16 protein-coding genes are annotated in these 14,119 nt (G+C 43.4%); 10 read left to right on the forward strand and 6 right to left on the reverse strand.

Features of this window, described 5'->3' with window-relative positions:
- Positions 1-72: 72 nt before the first annotated feature.
- Positions 73-198 carry a hypothetical protein gene (locus QUB35_RS14355; RefSeq protein WP_333142541.1) on the forward strand — a complete coding sequence of 42 codons (126 nt, stop codon included), beginning with the start codon at positions 73-75 and terminating at the stop codon, positions 196-198.
- A gap of 403 nt (positions 199-601) precedes the next feature.
- Here the strand turns inward: QUB35_RS14355 and QUB35_RS14360 are convergent, their stop codons facing one another.
- Positions 602-1,162, reverse strand: a complete 561-nt coding sequence (locus tag QUB35_RS14360) for a hypothetical protein (protein WP_333142542.1) — start codon at positions 1,160-1,162, stop codon at positions 602-604.
- 518 nt (positions 1,163-1,680) lie between these two features.
- On the opposite strand from QUB35_RS14360, the gene QUB35_RS14365 reads away from it, so the two are divergent.
- From QUB35_RS14365 to QUB35_RS14380, 4 genes are all read left to right on the forward strand, one after another.
- Positions 1,681-2,883, forward strand: coding sequence for a Coenzyme F420 hydrogenase/dehydrogenase, beta subunit C-terminal domain (locus tag QUB35_RS14365; protein WP_333142543.1), 1,203 nt, complete (start codon positions 1,681-1,683; stop codon positions 2,881-2,883).
- Between the two features lie 98 nt (positions 2,884-2,981).
- Positions 2,982-4,016, forward strand: a complete 1,035-nt coding sequence (locus QUB35_RS14370) for a M28 family peptidase (RefSeq protein WP_333142544.1) — start codon at positions 2,982-2,984, stop codon at positions 4,014-4,016.
- 188 nt (positions 4,017-4,204) lie between these two features.
- The gene (locus tag QUB35_RS14375) at positions 4,205-6,127 is read left to right on the forward strand and encodes a leucine-rich repeat domain-containing protein (RefSeq protein ID WP_333142545.1); all 1,923 of its coding nucleotides are present in this window, start codon (positions 4,205-4,207) and stop codon (positions 6,125-6,127) included.
- A gap of 48 nt (positions 6,128-6,175) precedes the next feature.
- Positions 6,176-7,318 (forward strand): leucine-rich repeat protein, encoded by a 1,143-nt coding sequence (locus QUB35_RS14380; protein WP_333142546.1) that lies wholly within the window; start codon positions 6,176-6,178, stop codon positions 7,316-7,318.
- Positions 7,319-7,387: 69 nt separating this feature from the next.
- On the opposite strand, the gene QUB35_RS14385 is transcribed toward QUB35_RS14380, so the two are convergent.
- From QUB35_RS14385 to QUB35_RS14400, 4 genes are all read right to left on the reverse strand, one after another.
- Positions 7,388-7,723, reverse strand: a complete 336-nt coding sequence (locus QUB35_RS14385; protein WP_333142547.1) for a XisI protein — start codon at positions 7,721-7,723, stop codon at positions 7,388-7,390.
- Positions 7,711-8,130: a XisH family protein gene (locus QUB35_RS14390; protein WP_333109179.1), complete on the reverse strand. Its 420-nt coding sequence runs from the start codon at positions 8,128-8,130 to the stop codon at positions 7,711-7,713. Before QUB35_RS14390 ends, QUB35_RS14385 begins: the two co-directional genes overlap by 13 nt.
- Before the next feature lie 220 nt (positions 8,131-8,350).
- The gene (locus tag QUB35_RS14395; protein WP_333109180.1) at positions 8,351-8,722 is read right to left on the reverse strand and encodes a DUF2237 domain-containing protein; all 372 of its coding nucleotides are present in this window, start codon (positions 8,720-8,722) and stop codon (positions 8,351-8,353) included.
- Between the two features lie 49 nt (positions 8,723-8,771).
- The gene (locus QUB35_RS14400) at positions 8,772-9,233 is read right to left on the reverse strand and encodes a GNAT family N-acetyltransferase (RefSeq protein ID WP_333142548.1); all 462 of its coding nucleotides are present in this window, start codon (positions 9,231-9,233) and stop codon (positions 8,772-8,774) included.
- A 322-nt stretch (positions 9,234-9,555) separates the two neighbouring features.
- Between QUB35_RS14400 and QUB35_RS14405 the strand changes: the two genes are divergently transcribed.
- Genes QUB35_RS14405 through devC form a run of 5 tightly spaced genes read left to right on the forward strand, consistent with a single transcriptional unit; the run spans position 9,556 to position 13,897 of the window.
- The gene (locus QUB35_RS14405; RefSeq protein WP_333142549.1) at positions 9,556-10,137 is read left to right on the forward strand and encodes a TetR/AcrR family transcriptional regulator; all 582 of its coding nucleotides are present in this window, start codon (positions 9,556-9,558) and stop codon (positions 10,135-10,137) included.
- 9 nt (positions 10,138-10,146) lie between these two features.
- Complete coding sequence (locus QUB35_RS14410; protein ID WP_333142550.1) at positions 10,147-11,652, forward strand: efflux RND transporter periplasmic adaptor subunit; 1,506 nt, start codon at positions 10,147-10,149, stop codon at positions 11,650-11,652.
- Between the two features lie 34 nt (positions 11,653-11,686).
- Positions 11,687-12,319, forward strand: a complete 633-nt coding sequence (locus QUB35_RS14415) for a Vat family streptogramin A O-acetyltransferase (RefSeq protein WP_333142551.1) — start codon at positions 11,687-11,689, stop codon at positions 12,317-12,319.
- A gap of 46 nt (positions 12,320-12,365) precedes the next feature.
- The gene (locus tag QUB35_RS14420; RefSeq protein ID WP_333142552.1) at positions 12,366-12,701 is read left to right on the forward strand and encodes a DUF2834 domain-containing protein; all 336 of its coding nucleotides are present in this window, start codon (positions 12,366-12,368) and stop codon (positions 12,699-12,701) included.
- Between the two features lie 41 nt (positions 12,702-12,742).
- Entirely contained in the window at positions 12,743-13,897 is a 1,155-nt protein-coding gene (devC, locus tag QUB35_RS14425) for an ABC transporter permease DevC (RefSeq protein WP_333142553.1), read from the forward strand.
- A gap of 38 nt (positions 13,898-13,935) precedes the next feature.
- Here the strand turns inward: devC and QUB35_RS14430 are convergent, their stop codons facing one another.
- Positions 13,936-14,094 (reverse strand): hypothetical protein, encoded by a 159-nt coding sequence (locus QUB35_RS14430; protein ID WP_333142554.1) that lies wholly within the window; start codon positions 14,092-14,094, stop codon positions 13,936-13,938.
- Positions 14,095-14,119 lie beyond the last annotated feature (25 nt).

Below are 14,119 nucleotides of genomic sequence, written 5' to 3' on the forward strand. Positions count from 1 at the left end.
GGACGGGCGGGACGCCCATCCCACAATAACAATTAAAATTGTAAGTTATTTAATTCGCGATCCTAAGTAAAGATGGAAGTTAGCGATCGGACAATTTCTGTAACTAATTCTAGGCTGAGTACGTTAATTGAAGAATTGGGCACTGAGTGTCAAAATGTTATTACTTTATATCAATTCCGGTTGGATTGGAATGATTAAACCGCAGAGTACGCAGAGAACGCAGAGGAAGAGAACAGAGAGATGAATAATTCCGATGAAGGGCGGATTTGATATTAATCGATCAACTTCAGTTACCTGATTTGAGCGATCGACAAAAAGCGGAAATTCTAGCAGAGTTCCTTCCTCTCTGCAATCCATCTCAACGTTCACTGCGGAGAGGATTTTCAGACACTAATTGCTGAGGAAATTACACAATTGTCGGATGATGATAAAGAGGATTAAGGAGACGCGGGCGATTCCCTACGGGATAGCTACGCACGCGCGTACATGAGGAAAAAGCCCTCCAGTCAACTCACAGAAAGGCTAAAAATCCTCATAAATAAGGAATAAAGTCCTTACTACAAACTTGTGAACCGGGACTTTTGCACTGTTATTTAATATTTCAGTTTAGCTGCGTGCTCACAATAATTTTTTGCACGCGATCGCCCTTAATTTCCACAATCAAATTAGAAGCCTTTTGGTCATTGCTGTAAGTCAACCGAGTCACTCCACCCTGCACGGATTGCGACCCGTAACCGTAAGTTTTAACGACTTTTTGGCTGTTATCTCCTAGCTTCACACCATCAATTGTCAGAAACTTGGGATTGGTAGTAGAAATTAAATAAACTTTGCCCTTCCATGCTGCTACCGTCAATCCTGAGTAGCTTAGCGTGCGAATCTTGCCGCCGATCCCAGGCCCAGCAGGTTTAGTTTCGTCGCGCTGTGGTTTTCCCAACTTACGTTTTGCCTCTTCTACAGACATCCCCAACCGAACCTCGCCAATCCCCAGGCGCGAATAGTTCAGCGCCGCCGGCTTTTGTGTCGCGCTGAGCATTCTTTCTAGAGTCGCAACAGTTTGATTCGTAGCGGGGACAGGACGAACTAAAGCAGCAAATCCTAAGCTCGAAATTGCGAGATTCATCATGATGCCAACGACGGCTGTTGTCACAAACATTTTTACCATTTTTTTATAGCTTTATTTGGCAATGTATTCGCGCGATCGCCCGCTAGATCCGGATTGATACTAATAGGACTTACACAAACACTCCTAGACGCACGGCGATGCTCTGAAACCGAATTTTTTTACCCAAACTACACAAAGAAACCCGGTTTTTACCATAAATCTTAGGTTTAACAGTGAGGTATTCAGGAAGAAACCGGGTTTTTAGCGCAACCTAGGTAAGTCCTGACTAATATTTTTTAAGCTTTGAAAACCGCCAATTTCGGGCGAACCGAATTTGCTCCCGCACAAGCTTGCGTCCGCCTGCGAGGAATGACAGAAAAGACCTCTTGCAAAAATAATTAGGACGGGCAAGATGCCCGCCCCACAAGAAGAAATAACTCTTGTGGGACGGGCATCTTGCCCGTCCCATCAATTGATGAAAGGATTTTTGCAAGAGGTCTAAAGAATAAAGGAGGTAACAACCGAAATTGCTGTGATATCCTAACAAAAGCCATATCTGCATAAAATAAGTAATTTAGATGACCGCAACAGATTCTACTAAACACCAAAAATCCAAGGCCCTCAAACCGGGTAGCCGCCGCCCCGCTAAAGAACTTTGCAGCGAGTGCGGTTTGTGCGATACATATTACATCCATTATGTCAAGGAATCTTGTGCTTTCTTAACACAGCACATCGCGGAATTAGAAGAAGAGATTCACGGGCGATCGCGCAATCTCGACAATCCCGACGATTGGTATTTTGGAGTCAGTCAAAACATGATGGCGGCTCGGAAAAAAGAGCCGATCGAGGGTGCTCAGTGGACGGGGATCGTCAGCACAATTGCCATTGAAATGCTCGAAAAAGGAATTGTAGAAGGCGTTGTTTGCGTCCAAAATACTAAAGAAGACCGCTTTCAACCGATGCCGATAATTGCTAGGAATCGTGAAGAGATTCTCGCAGCAAAAGTCAACAAACCCACTCTCTCTCCCAATCTTTCAGTATTAGAACAAATCGAAAAATCGGGGATGAAGCGGCTGTTAGTAATTGGCGTCGGCTGTCAAATTCAAGCTTTGCGAACAGTCGAGAAAAAACTCGGTTTAGAAAAGCTCTACGTTTTGGGGACTCCCTGCGTGGATAATGTCAGCCGCGCGGGCTTGCAGAAATTCCTAGATACGACTAGCCGTTCTCCGGAAACTGTGGTTTCTTACGAGTTTATGCAAGACTTTAACGTTCACTTCAAACACGAAGATGGTTCGGAAGAGAAAGTGCCGTTTTTTGGCTTGAATACTAAGGAATTGAAGGATGTTTTTGCTCCTTCTTGTTTGAGCTGTTTTGATTATGTGAATTCTTTAGCAGATTTAGTGGTGGGCTACATGGGCGCACCTTTTGGCTGGCAGTGGATTGTGGTGCGAAATGACACGGGGCAAGAGATGTTAGATTTGGTAACGGATCAGCTTAACACTCAGCCGGTGATGTCTAAGGGAAACCGAAAAGAGGCGGTTCAGCAAAGTATTCCAGCTTATGAAAAAGGAGTGACTTTGCCGATGTGGGCGGCGAAGTTAATGGGCGTGTTTATTGAGAGAATTGGGCCGAAGGGTTTGGAATATGCCCGTTTTTCAATTGATTCTCATTTCACTCGTAATTATCTGTACGTGAAGCGGAATTATCCTGAGAAATTAGAGGCTCATGTGCCGGAATATGCTAAGCGGATTGTCGCGCAGTATAAGTTGCCCGATGTGTAAACTTGTAGGGTGCGTCAGTCAAAAGCTGTTGGATTATTGAAAAAATAACGCTAACTGACGCACCCTACTACTCAAGCATAGCCAAGGATAGAAAACAAATGCAATTGGGAAAGATCGAATTATGGAATCGCGGAACGTTAACTAGACTGGCTATCCTTAGTACGATCTTAATTACTCTAATTAGTGGGATATGGTTGAGTATGATTGCAATGCCAGGGAAAAGCTACAGCGGGACAATTCCCCCTTTAACAGCACAGGAAATCTCGCTCCGAGATGCTTTACAGCGCGATGTGGAAAAGCTCGCTGGTGAAATCGGAGAGCGCAACTTTATACAATATCAAAAACTTGGAGAAGCCGCTGACTTTCTCGAAGCATCATTTCAAAAGGCTGGCTATAAAGTTGAACGACAAGAATATAAAATTGATGATAATTTTTATTATAACATAGAAGTGGAGATTCCAGGGGGAAAAAAGGCAGATGAAATCGTTGTAATTGGGGCACATTATGATTCTGTGGTGGGGAGTCCAGGGGCAAATGATAACGCAACTGGGGCGGCGGGAGTTCTGGCTTTAGCGAGAATGTTTGCAGGTAAAAAGCCGGAAAAGACTGTGCGTTTTGTTGAGTTTGTGAATGAGGAACCGCCTTTTTTCTGGACTGCTGATATGGGGAGTTTGGTTTATGCCAAAAGATGCAGAGAGCGTAATGAAAAAATTGTTTCGATGCTCAGTTTAGAAACAATTGGTTATTACTCAGATGCCAAAAACAGTCAGAAATATCCAGCACCATTAAACCTTTTTTATCCTACGTCGGGAAATTTTATCGGATTTATTGGCAATACATCCTCAAGTAAACTGGTTAGAGAGGCGATCGCATCTTTCCGCCGCCATGCTGAATTTCCCTCAGAAGGTGCAGCAATTCCGGGTGGCATTCCTGGTGTTGGTTGGTCTGATCAATGGTCTTTTTGGCAACATGGTTATCCAGGGCTGATGGTGACAGATACTGCTCCCTATCGCTATCCTTACTATCACACGGCGCAAGATACACCCGATAAGGTTGACTGGAAACGGACGACGAAGGTGATAGCTGGATTGGAGAAAGTTGTGGCAGATTTGGTGGGAGTTGATATTAATTAGTTGGGTAGGGTTCGGAGCGTGGAAATATCCTCGCTCGGCACAGAATATCATGCAAAAAGACGCAGCTACTAATTAGTATAAGTTGCCTGAGTGAGGTAATTCAGAGAGTTTTTAATAGATTTTTTGCAGGGACACGGTATTGCCGTGTCTTTGTTGTATACAGTTCAGAAAATTAGAGTTACAAGATTATGACACTTATATTTGCACAGAAACACATGAATTTACCAAAGGCGATCGCAGTTACTTGTTGTGCGATCGCCCTAGCATCATGTGGAAATAGACCTTCGGAGTTGGCCGCACAGACGCAACCGGGAAACAGTGTACGAACATTTGCCGATTGGTGTCGCCAAAAAGCTTCTTTGAGCCGTGAAGCTAAATATACAGTTGAGGTGCTGTTGAAGAAAGCAGGGGCTACCGAGTGCGATCCGGCTAATCAGAAACTTTCGAGTCTCGCGGGACTCGATCTCAGAAACAATCAAATCAGCGACATCCAACCCTTGGAATCCTTGACTAACCTGACTGCGCTTCTCCTCGGCGACAATCAAATCAGCGACATCAAACCGCTAGAATCCTTGACTAACTTGACTGGACTCGACCTCTTCAACAATCAAATCAGCGACATCAAACCGCTAGAATCTTTGACTAACCTGACTTGGCTCCACCTCGGATTCAATCAAATCAACGACATCCAACCCTTGCAACCTTTGACTAACCTGAGTCTGCTCTACCTCTTCAACAATCAAATCAGCGACATCAAACCGCTAGAATCCTTGACTAAACTGACTTCGCTCCACCTCGGATTCAATCAAATCAACGACATCAAACCGCTAGAATCCTTGACTAAACTGACTGAAATCCGTCTCGACTACAATCGAATCAGCGACATCAAACCGCTAGAATCCTTGACTAAACTGACTGAACTCGACCTCAGCTTGAATCGAATCAGCGACATTAAACCGCTAGAATCTTTGACCAACCTGACTGTGCTCAACCTCAGCGACAATCAAATCAGCGACATCAAACCCCTAGAATCCTTGACTAAACTGACTGCGCTCAAACTCAGGGGAAATCCGATCCCTCCCAAAACTTGCCCTATGAAGCCAGACTCTATTTGTGACTGGGGACATAGACTTTCCGCGAAGGCCTCCGAGACGCAACCGAAAAATAGTGGACGAACATTTGCTGATTGGTGTCGCCAAAAAGCTGATTTGACTCCTGAAGCTAAACATACTGTTGAGGTGCTGTTGCAGAAAGCAGGGACTACTGAGTGCGATGTGGCTAATCAGAAACTTTCGAGTCTCACGCAACTCGACCTCGACTACAATCAAATCAGCGACATCAAACCGCTAGAATCCTTGACTAACCTGACTTCGCTCTGGCTCCGCGGCCATCAAATCAACGACATCAAACCGCTAGAATCCTTGACTAACCTGACTCGGCTCTGGCTCAATAACAATCAAATCAGCGACATCAAACCGCTAGAATCCTTGACTAACCTGACTTGGCTCTTCCTCGGCAACAATCAAATCAGCGACATCAAACCGCTAGAATCCTTGACTAAACTGACTTCGCTCGAACTTAACAACAATCAAATCAGCGACATCAAACCGCTAGAATCCTTGACTAAACTGACTTCGCTCGAACTCAACAACAATCAAATCAGCGACATCAAACCGCTAGAATCCTTGACTAACCTGACTCGGCTCCGTCTCAACAACAATCAAATCAGCGACATCAAACTTTTGCAATCCTTGACTAAACTGACTTCGCTCGAACTCAACAACAATCAAATCAGCGACATCAAACTCTTGCAATCCTTGACTAACCTGAATGGGCTCGAACTCAACAACAATCAAATCAGTGACATCAAACCGCTAGAATCCTTGACTAAGCTGAATGTACTCACGCTCGACAACAATCAAATCAGCGACATCAAACCGCTAGAATCTTTGACTCACCTGACTTGGCTCTGGCTCAATAACAATCAAATCAGCGACATCAAACCGCTAGAATCCTTGACTAAACTGACTTGGCTCGGCCTCAGCGGAAATCCGATCGCTCCCAAAACTTGCCCACTAAAGCCAGAGTCTATCTGTAAGTGGGAACCCTGAAATTAAATGCTCAAACTTTACTGTTGGGGAAATTAGAGGTACAAGATTATGACACTTATAGTTGCACACAAACACATGAAGTTACCAAAGTCGATCGCACTTACTTGTTGTGTGCTTCTAGCATTATCTGGAAATGGACTGTCTGCGAAGGCAGCAGAAACGCGATCGGGAAACAAAACATTTGCTCAATGGTGTCGCGAAAAAGATTCTTTGAGTCCAGAAGCTAAACATACTGTTGATATGCTGTTAAAAATAGCAGGAACTACTGAGTGCGATGAGGGCGATCGCCAACTTTCTAGTATCACAGGAATTAGCTTTACGAAGCAAGGAATCAGCGACCTCAAACCGCTAGCATCCTTAACTAACCTGAACGTTCTCCGGCTCATCAACTGTTCTATCAGCGACATCAAACCGCTAGCATCCTTGACTAACCTGACTTTGCTCAACCTCAGCAGCAATCAGATCGTTGACATCAAACCGCTAGCATCCTTGGTTAACCTGAAAGTGCTCAACATCGGGAACAATCAGATCCGCGACATCAAACCGCTAGCATCCTTGACTAACCTGACTGAAATCGTCCTCATCGAAAATCAGATCGATGACATCAAACCGCTAGCATCCTTGACTAACCTGAAAGGGCTTTTCCTCCGCAGCAATCAGATTGACGACATCAAGCCACTAGCATCTTTGACTAACCTGGCTGGGATCGATCTCGCTGGCAATAAAATTAGTGACATCAAACCGCTAGCATCTTTGATGAAACTGACTTTTATCGACCTCAGCAGCAATCAGATTAGTGACATCAAATCACTAGCATCCTTGACTAACCTGGAAGGGATTAACCTCAGCTCGAATCAAATCGTTGATATCAAACCGCTAGCATCCTTGACTAACCTGGAAGGGCTATCACTTAACAAGAATGAGATCGCTGATCTCAAACCGGTAGAATTCTTGACTAAACTGGAGATTCTCTGGCTCAACAACAATCAAATCGTTGATATCAAACCGCTAGCATCCTTGACTAAGCTGACTTTGCTCTCACTCGAAAACAATCAAATTGGCGACATCGAACCGCTAGCATCTTTCACTAAACTGACTGAACTCTACCTCAGCGGAAATCCGATCGCTCCGAAAACTTGCCCACTCAAGCCAGAGTCTATCTGTCAGTGGGAACCACAAACTGAACCATAAAAATTTAGTAGAATTACACCCGATCGCACTTAAATACTTACGTTACGATTGAAGGCGCCTTTTATATTACTATGCAACTCCAAAGCCTGTATGTTCCCGTGCATAAGTTGGCTGAAGTCCTAGCACAATATCCTCTTTGGGTACTCCCATTTCTACCAATTCCTCAGCAATCTGCCTGTCAGTTTGATTTCGCTGAATCCAGATTTTGCCATTTTTAATATCCAAATGAAACACACAGTTATACACGCGGCGGTGTCCGTCCCATCCTAAATCGACGGCTAGATAGCGATCTTTTTCTTTATCAAAAATTGTTTCTACCTCAATTTCTCCGTTAATTGGTGCTATCTTGCTATCTTCAATGAGGAGTTTTTGAATGCACTGACGGTAATGCTCTAGTCGATCCATTTGACTATTGCCTCCTGAACAGGGTTATACACAATAAGCTTGACTTGGTGTTGTCGAACCGACGCTTGAGGTAACTCCCGACTGAAAAAAGATTCGTAAGTCGCGATGGGAACTGCCAAATATAAAGTGCGATCTGGTTCGAGCTTTTCTAAGACTAAACGGTAATTTAAAAATTGTCCCAACGCAGTATGAAAATCAGAGAGAGCTGAAGCGCTTAAAAAACTCTTGACTTCTACTGCAATTTTTTTTCCTGATTTTTCCGCACCGATGAGTCGTTCAGCTCCCAAATCGATTTCGACTCTCTCATTCTCTGCAAATTCTAGCCTGAGAGGATCGTGAGTAACCACCCACTCAGATTTTTCAAGACCTCGCTTCACAGCATTATGAAATAGATCCTTAGCTGACACTGGTTATACCTCACCTCTAAACCTATTTTAACTGATTGGAGTCAACTTGTAGGGTGGGTCAGTGAAAAACGCCTGAAGTATTGAAAAAATAACGCCAACTGACGCACCCTACAGTTTGTATAAGAGCGCGATCGCCCGTTAGCGAAAGCGTTGCGATCCGAAGGAAAGCCCGCCCCTACGGGGGCTACGCCAACGAAGAGGATCGCACACCAACATCCTCCTACAAATCAGCAGCGTGCTGCTTCAATTCATCCAAAGAAACGTATTCCAAAGTCAAGGCGTGAGTGGCGGCCAAAACCACAGGCGGCGCAACTCCTGCATCCATTGCTTCCTTCCACCGAGAAGCGCACAAACACCAGCAATCCCCAGGCTTCAAACCGGGGAAATTAAATTCGGGAACCGGAGTGCTCAAATCATTTCCATTCGACTTAGTGAATTGCAAAAACTCTTCTGTCAGTTGAGCACAAACAGTGTGAGCCCCAAAGTCGCCACCACCTGTATTGCATTTGCCGTCCCGATAATATCCTGTCATTGGCGAAGTGCAGCAATTCTCTAACTTTCCGCCCAGCACATTTGTAGCTTCCGTCACCATCGCAACTCCTGAGTAAAACTCTTCGATCTAATTTTACACAAATCGTTGTTTATATATTTTTTTCCATCGCAAAGTTGATGAATTTTTGTCCTCTGCGTTCTACTTCTTGTTTTGTAATCACAATAAATCCCTGGGTTTCAAAAAAAGGTCGAGCTGTAATGCTGGCTTCGGTAAATAACTTGTTAATTCCTAAGTCTTTGGCTTTTGACTCAATTTGTTTTAAAATTAGCCTGCCAACTCCTTGTCTTTGAAAATCTTGATGACAGTAAAAGCGATCGATATGGCCGCTTGCTTCTAATTCCCCAAAACCTGCAATTTTCTCACCCTCTTCTGCTACGAAAGTAAATTTAATGCTTAAACTTTTAGTCCAACGTTCGATATCCATATCTGCTGGCGCCCAAGCATCTACTTGTGCTTGTGTGTAATCGCGGATGTTTACTTCGTGTACGGTGTCGTAAAACAGTTTTACAATTTGTTGGGTATCACCGATTTCGTAGGTTCGTACTCTCATAAATTTTCTCACTGCGATCGCTTCTTTTATATTAATTTGGGATTTTTAACCGCTTCGCAACACGGAGGGATGTTGGCTTCTACCATTTTGTCTCATTTCTTGCAGGGCGATCGGCAAAAAATTTCTCTCCCACCCCTTGACAAACTCTCTTACTCTGTGTTGTAGTAAATATAACGATTGTTCGATATAAATATCGACCCGTTCACCGACAGCAAAAAATCAATTGTGTAGTCGCTTATACTATATCGACCGTTCGATATAGGATTATCGAACCAATAAATTTTAGACTTTAGGTAATCTAAAATCTAAAATCTATTCACCCATGCCAAAAATAGTTGACCGCGATCGATACCGTAAAGAACTACTAAACAAATGCTTTGACATATTTGCCGAAAAAGGTTACTCATCAGTAACTATGCGGGAAATTGGGTCAGAAATCGGAGTTTCTACAGGAACCCTTTATCACTACTTCCCGAGTAAAGAAAGTTTGTTCGAGCAGTTAATTGAATACTTGAGCTATGAAGATACAAAAGAAGAAGCAATTTCCGAACTGGGAAATCCGCCAACTTTAGCAGAAAAACTTGAAAAACTGATGGATTACTTCAGCAAAAATGAAGATTACATCCTGAAAAGTCTGTTAATGATATTTGAGTTTTGCCAACAAAAAACTCGTCAAGAGATTGAGAGCAATCAAGCACTTCAGGAATCGGGAAAGCGTTACGAAGAGGCACTCAGTTGCTACTTAGGTATCTCCGATCCAGCAATCGCTAGATTTATTATCTGTTATGGTGACGGTTTGCTGGTAAGAAGGTTTTATCAAGGTGAAAGAATATCTGTTGCAGAACAATGGACTTTATTAAAAGAGATGTTGCTCGCTTATTTAGACAAAAATAGCTGCAAGTAGAGGACAAGTATGAATTTTCAATCTTGGATAGAACCTAAAAATAGATTAGTAATCGGAATGGCAATTGCTGCCAGCATCATTACCAGCGGTACAGCTTTTTACGGGATTTCTCAGTTTGCACCGTTGGCTAAAAATACGGAACCTTTGCCAGCAGAAATACCACCACCGAGGAAAATAACGGCATTAGGAAGATTGGAACCGCAAGGAGAAGTGGTTCGCTTGGGAGTATCGCAAACTTTAGATGGCGATCGCATTTCCCAGCTTTTAGTCAAAGAGGGCGATCGAGTCAAAGCAGGACAACTAATCGCGATTTTGGATGCGCGCGATCGGCTGCAATCTGTTTTAGATGAAACTCAAGAAAAAGTCAAAGTTGCTCAAGCCCGTTTAGCACAAGTAAAAGCTGGTGCAAAGTCGGGAGAACTTGCAGCACAATCTGCCACAATTGGCAAGCTAGAAGCGGAACTGCAAGGCAACAAAACTGCACAACAAGCAACAGTCGATCGCCTGCAAGCACAATGGCAAGGCGACAGAATCGCACAGCAGGCAACTATCAGCCGAATCACGGCTCAGTGGCAAGGGGAGAGGAAAGCACAACAGGCAACAATTAGCCGCATAGCGGCACAATGGCAAGGAGAAAAAACAGCACAAATAGCAGCGATCGACAAATTGCAAGCCGAGTTTAATAATGCTAAAACTGAAGATTCCCGACATCAGCAACTCGCGGGTGAAGGTGCAATTTCTCAATCCGTAAGAGATACTAAGCGGCTGGCATTAGAAACAAGTCGCCAGCAAATTAAAGAAGCACAAGCTAATCTCAGCCGAATCAATAATACGGCAAAGCAGCAACTTGAAGAAGCAGAAGCAAACCTGGATCGAATTAACAATACAGCCAAACAGCAACTTAACGAAGCAGAAGCAAACCTAACTCGAATTAACAGTACATCAATCCAGCAGCTTAACGAAGCTCAAGCAACACTCAAGCGCCTTCAAGAAACTGGCATCGAACAACTAGAAGAAGCTCAAGCAACTCTTGACAAAATAGCCGAAGTCCGCCCCGTGGACGTGCAAGCAGCCGAAGCTGAGATCGAAAGTGCGATCGCCCAAGTGAAGCGCGCCCAAACCGAGTTAAATCAAGCTTCCATCCGCGCGCCCAATGCTGGAAAAATCCTGAAAATTCATACTCGTGCTGGGGAAAAAATCAGCGATGACGGCATTACAGACTTAGGAAAAACTGACCAAATGGTAGTCGTTGCAGAAATTTATCAAACCGACATCAGCAAAATTAAGCTAGGACAAAAAGCAGCGGTTATTAGCCAAGCATTCTCAGGAGAGTTGCAGGGAACTGTCAAAGAGATTGCGTTAAAAGTAAGTAAACAAAATGTGTTTAGTAACCAACCGGGAGAAAACTTGGACAGCCGAGTAGTGGAAGTAAAAATTCACCTGAATCCTGAAGCTAGCAAACAAGTTGCGGGATTGACCAATTTGCAGGTACAAGTAGCAATTAAACAAAACTAAAGTCTTTACTAAAAACCTTGGAGGATTGAAAGTTATGGTAGAATTTGGCCCCGATCCGAACCGACCTTATCCGATGGCAGACCAGCGCAGGGTTTGCTTTATCAAAAACTTCATAAAATCCCCCAATATTATCGTCGGCGATTACTCATATTATGACGATCCAATCGAGCCAGAAAACTTTGAAAAAAATGTACTTTACAATTACGGAAGTGACAAATTAATTATTGGTAAATTTTGTGCGATCGCCACTAACGTCAAATTCATTATGAGCGGTGCAAATCACAAATTAGACGGCATTTCTACCTATCCTTTTCCCGTCTTTGGGAATGGTTGGGAAACAGCCATGAATCTATTAATCGAACTGCCAAGTAAAGGCGATACTGCGATCGGTAATGACGTTTGGATCGGCTATGAGTCGGTGATTATGCCGGGAGTCAAAATCGGCGACGGTGCAATCGTTGCCGCCAAAGCAGTTGTAGTAAAAGATGTTCCCGCTTACACCATTGTCGGTGGAAACCCCGCACGTTCAATCAAACAGCGTTTCAGCGATGCTGAAGTTGCACAACTATTAGAAATTCGGTGGTGGGATTGGGAAATTGACAAGATTTCTCGCAACATTAACTTAATTATGCAATCTGATATTAAAGCGCTCAGTAATGCTGAGTAAACTCGCAAATATAGCGATTTACAATTAACAAACTGGAGGTTTCCCAATGCTTCAAATTGCATACTTAGTTCTCTGTATTCTGGGCACTGCTTTACCGTATTCCCAGTTTGTCCCGTTTCTCTTAGAAAAAGGGTTGAATATTAACGCTTTCTTCGGACAATTGTTTGCAAATCAAATTTCCGGCTTTTTTGGCATGGATGTAATCGTCTCTTCCGTGGTTTTTTGGTTTTTTGTATTTAGCGAAGGTTCGCGTCTGAAAATGAAAAACTTGGGGATTTATATTGCCACTAACTTACTGGTTGGTGTTTCCCTGGGTTTGCCTTTATTTCTTCTAATGCGGCAACGCAAACTTGAAGAAACAGCTTTAAATAACCAACAATAAATTCCCAATTCACAATTCCCATTTCCCAATTCCCAAAACTTATGTTTCGCAAAACACCCCTTGCGTGGTTGCAAGTAACTAGAGAAAAAACCCGCCTCGCTGTTGCTATAGCAGGAATTGCCTTTGCAGATATTCTGATTTTTGTGCAACTGGGATTTCAAGATGCACTATTCGATTCTGCCGTTAAGCCGCACCTAAGTTTACAGACAGATTTAGTTTTAATCAATCCTCAATTTGAAACTTTTGCTGCGGTAAAAGATTTTAACCGAGAGCGACTTTACCAAGCACAAGGAGTAGAAGGAGTAAAATCCGTTACTTCCTTATATATTGGTATGGGACAGTGGCGAAATCCCACAACCCGCACTACTCGATCGATTTTAATTTTTGGAATCGACCCCGGCAACATAACATTTAATTTGCCTGATGTCAATCAAAAATTACCTCAAATTCAAATGTTTAATCATGTGTTGTTTGACCAATCTTCTCGACCTGAATACGGCGAGATTGCCAATATTTTTCACAAACAATCTACCCTCGAAACAGAACTCAATAAACGCAATATTCAAGTAGGAGGAGTCTTTACTCTCGGTACTTCCTTCGTGGCTGACGGCAATGTCATTGCCAGCGATTCTACCTTCATGAACTTATTTCCCGATCGCACACCCGATCAAGTTGATGTCGGCTTAATCAACCTACAACCCGATGCCGATGTCAAAAAAACCCAGTCAATGCTCAAAGCTATATTGCCCGATGATGTCAAAGTTTTAACCCTAGCAGAATTTGCAGAAATTGAAAAAGCTTATTGGGCAAATGCTACTCCGATCGGCTTTATTTTCGGATTCGGTACAATTATCGGATTCGTTGTTGGTCTGATTATTGTTTACCAAATTCTTTACTCTGACGTTTCCGATCACCTAGCGGAATATGCGACTTTAAAAGCAATGGGATATAGCGATCGCTATTTAGTCGGAGTTTTAATTCAGGAAGCTCTGCTATTAGCTGTATTAGGTTTTATGCCGGGACTTGTTTTAGCCAACGGACTGTATTCGCTAGCACAATCTGCCACTTTACTGCCAATTTCTATGACCACAAATCGAGCGGTTGTAGTGTTAAGTTTGACGATCGTGATGTGTACTGGTTCCGGCGCCCTCGCCCTCCGCAAACTCCAATCAGCCGACCCCGCAGACATATTCTAATCTGCGTTCATCAGCGTCAATCTGCCTGCATCGGTCGGTCAAACTGATATTTTTAAGAACAGGCAAGATGCCTGTTCCACACAACTGATATTTTTAAGAACAGGCAAGATGCCTGTTCCACACAACTGATATTTTCTTGTGGGGTGGGCTTCTAGCCCGCCCATAAAAAGCTTCTTGATAATAGTGCAATATGTCATGTCAAAAAAAACTCCCGAAAATCAC

The organism is Microcoleus sp. B13-B6, from assembly GCF_036705405.1.
GTDB lineage: Bacteria > Cyanobacteriota > Cyanobacteriia > Cyanobacteriales > Microcoleaceae > Microcoleus.

Coding starts and splice junctions, on each gene's coding strand:
- QUB35_RS14430 (WP_333142554.1), bottom strand. CDS start 14,094: ATGACATATTGCACTATTATCAAGAAGCTTTTTATGGGCGGGCTAGAA.
- QUB35_RS14410 (WP_333142550.1), top strand. CDS start 10,147: ATGAATTTTCAATCTTGGATAGAACCTAAAAATAGATTAGTAATCGGA.
- QUB35_RS14360 (WP_333142542.1), bottom strand. CDS start 1,162: ATGGTAAAAATGTTTGTGACAACAGCCGTCGTTGGCATCATGATGAAT.
- devC (WP_333142553.1), top strand. CDS start 12,743: ATGTTTCGCAAAACACCCCTTGCGTGGTTGCAAGTAACTAGAGAAAAA.
- QUB35_RS14415 (WP_333142551.1), top strand. CDS start 11,687: ATGGTAGAATTTGGCCCCGATCCGAACCGACCTTATCCGATGGCAGAC.
- QUB35_RS14365 (WP_333142543.1), top strand. CDS start 1,681: ATGACCGCAACAGATTCTACTAAACACCAAAAATCCAAGGCCCTCAAA.
- QUB35_RS14355 (WP_333142541.1), top strand. CDS start 73: ATGGAAGTTAGCGATCGGACAATTTCTGTAACTAATTCTAGGCTGAGT.
- QUB35_RS14370 (WP_333142544.1), top strand. CDS start 2,982: ATGCAATTGGGAAAGATCGAATTATGGAATCGCGGAACGTTAACTAGA.
- QUB35_RS14375 (WP_333142545.1), top strand. CDS start 4,205: ATGACACTTATATTTGCACAGAAACACATGAATTTACCAAAGGCGATC.
- QUB35_RS14400 (WP_333142548.1), bottom strand. CDS start 9,233: ATGAGAGTACGAACCTACGAAATCGGTGATACCCAACAAATTGTAAAA.
- QUB35_RS14395 (WP_333109180.1), bottom strand. CDS start 8,722: ATGGTGACGGAAGCTACAAATGTGCTGGGCGGAAAGTTAGAGAATTGC.
- QUB35_RS14405 (WP_333142549.1), top strand. CDS start 9,556: ATGCCAAAAATAGTTGACCGCGATCGATACCGTAAAGAACTACTAAAC.
- QUB35_RS14380 (WP_333142546.1), top strand. CDS start 6,176: ATGACACTTATAGTTGCACACAAACACATGAAGTTACCAAAGTCGATC.
- QUB35_RS14420 (WP_333142552.1), top strand. CDS start 12,366: ATGCTTCAAATTGCATACTTAGTTCTCTGTATTCTGGGCACTGCTTTA.
- QUB35_RS14385 (WP_333142547.1), bottom strand. CDS start 7,723: ATGGATCGACTAGAGCATTACCGTCAGTGCATTCAAAAACTCCTCATT.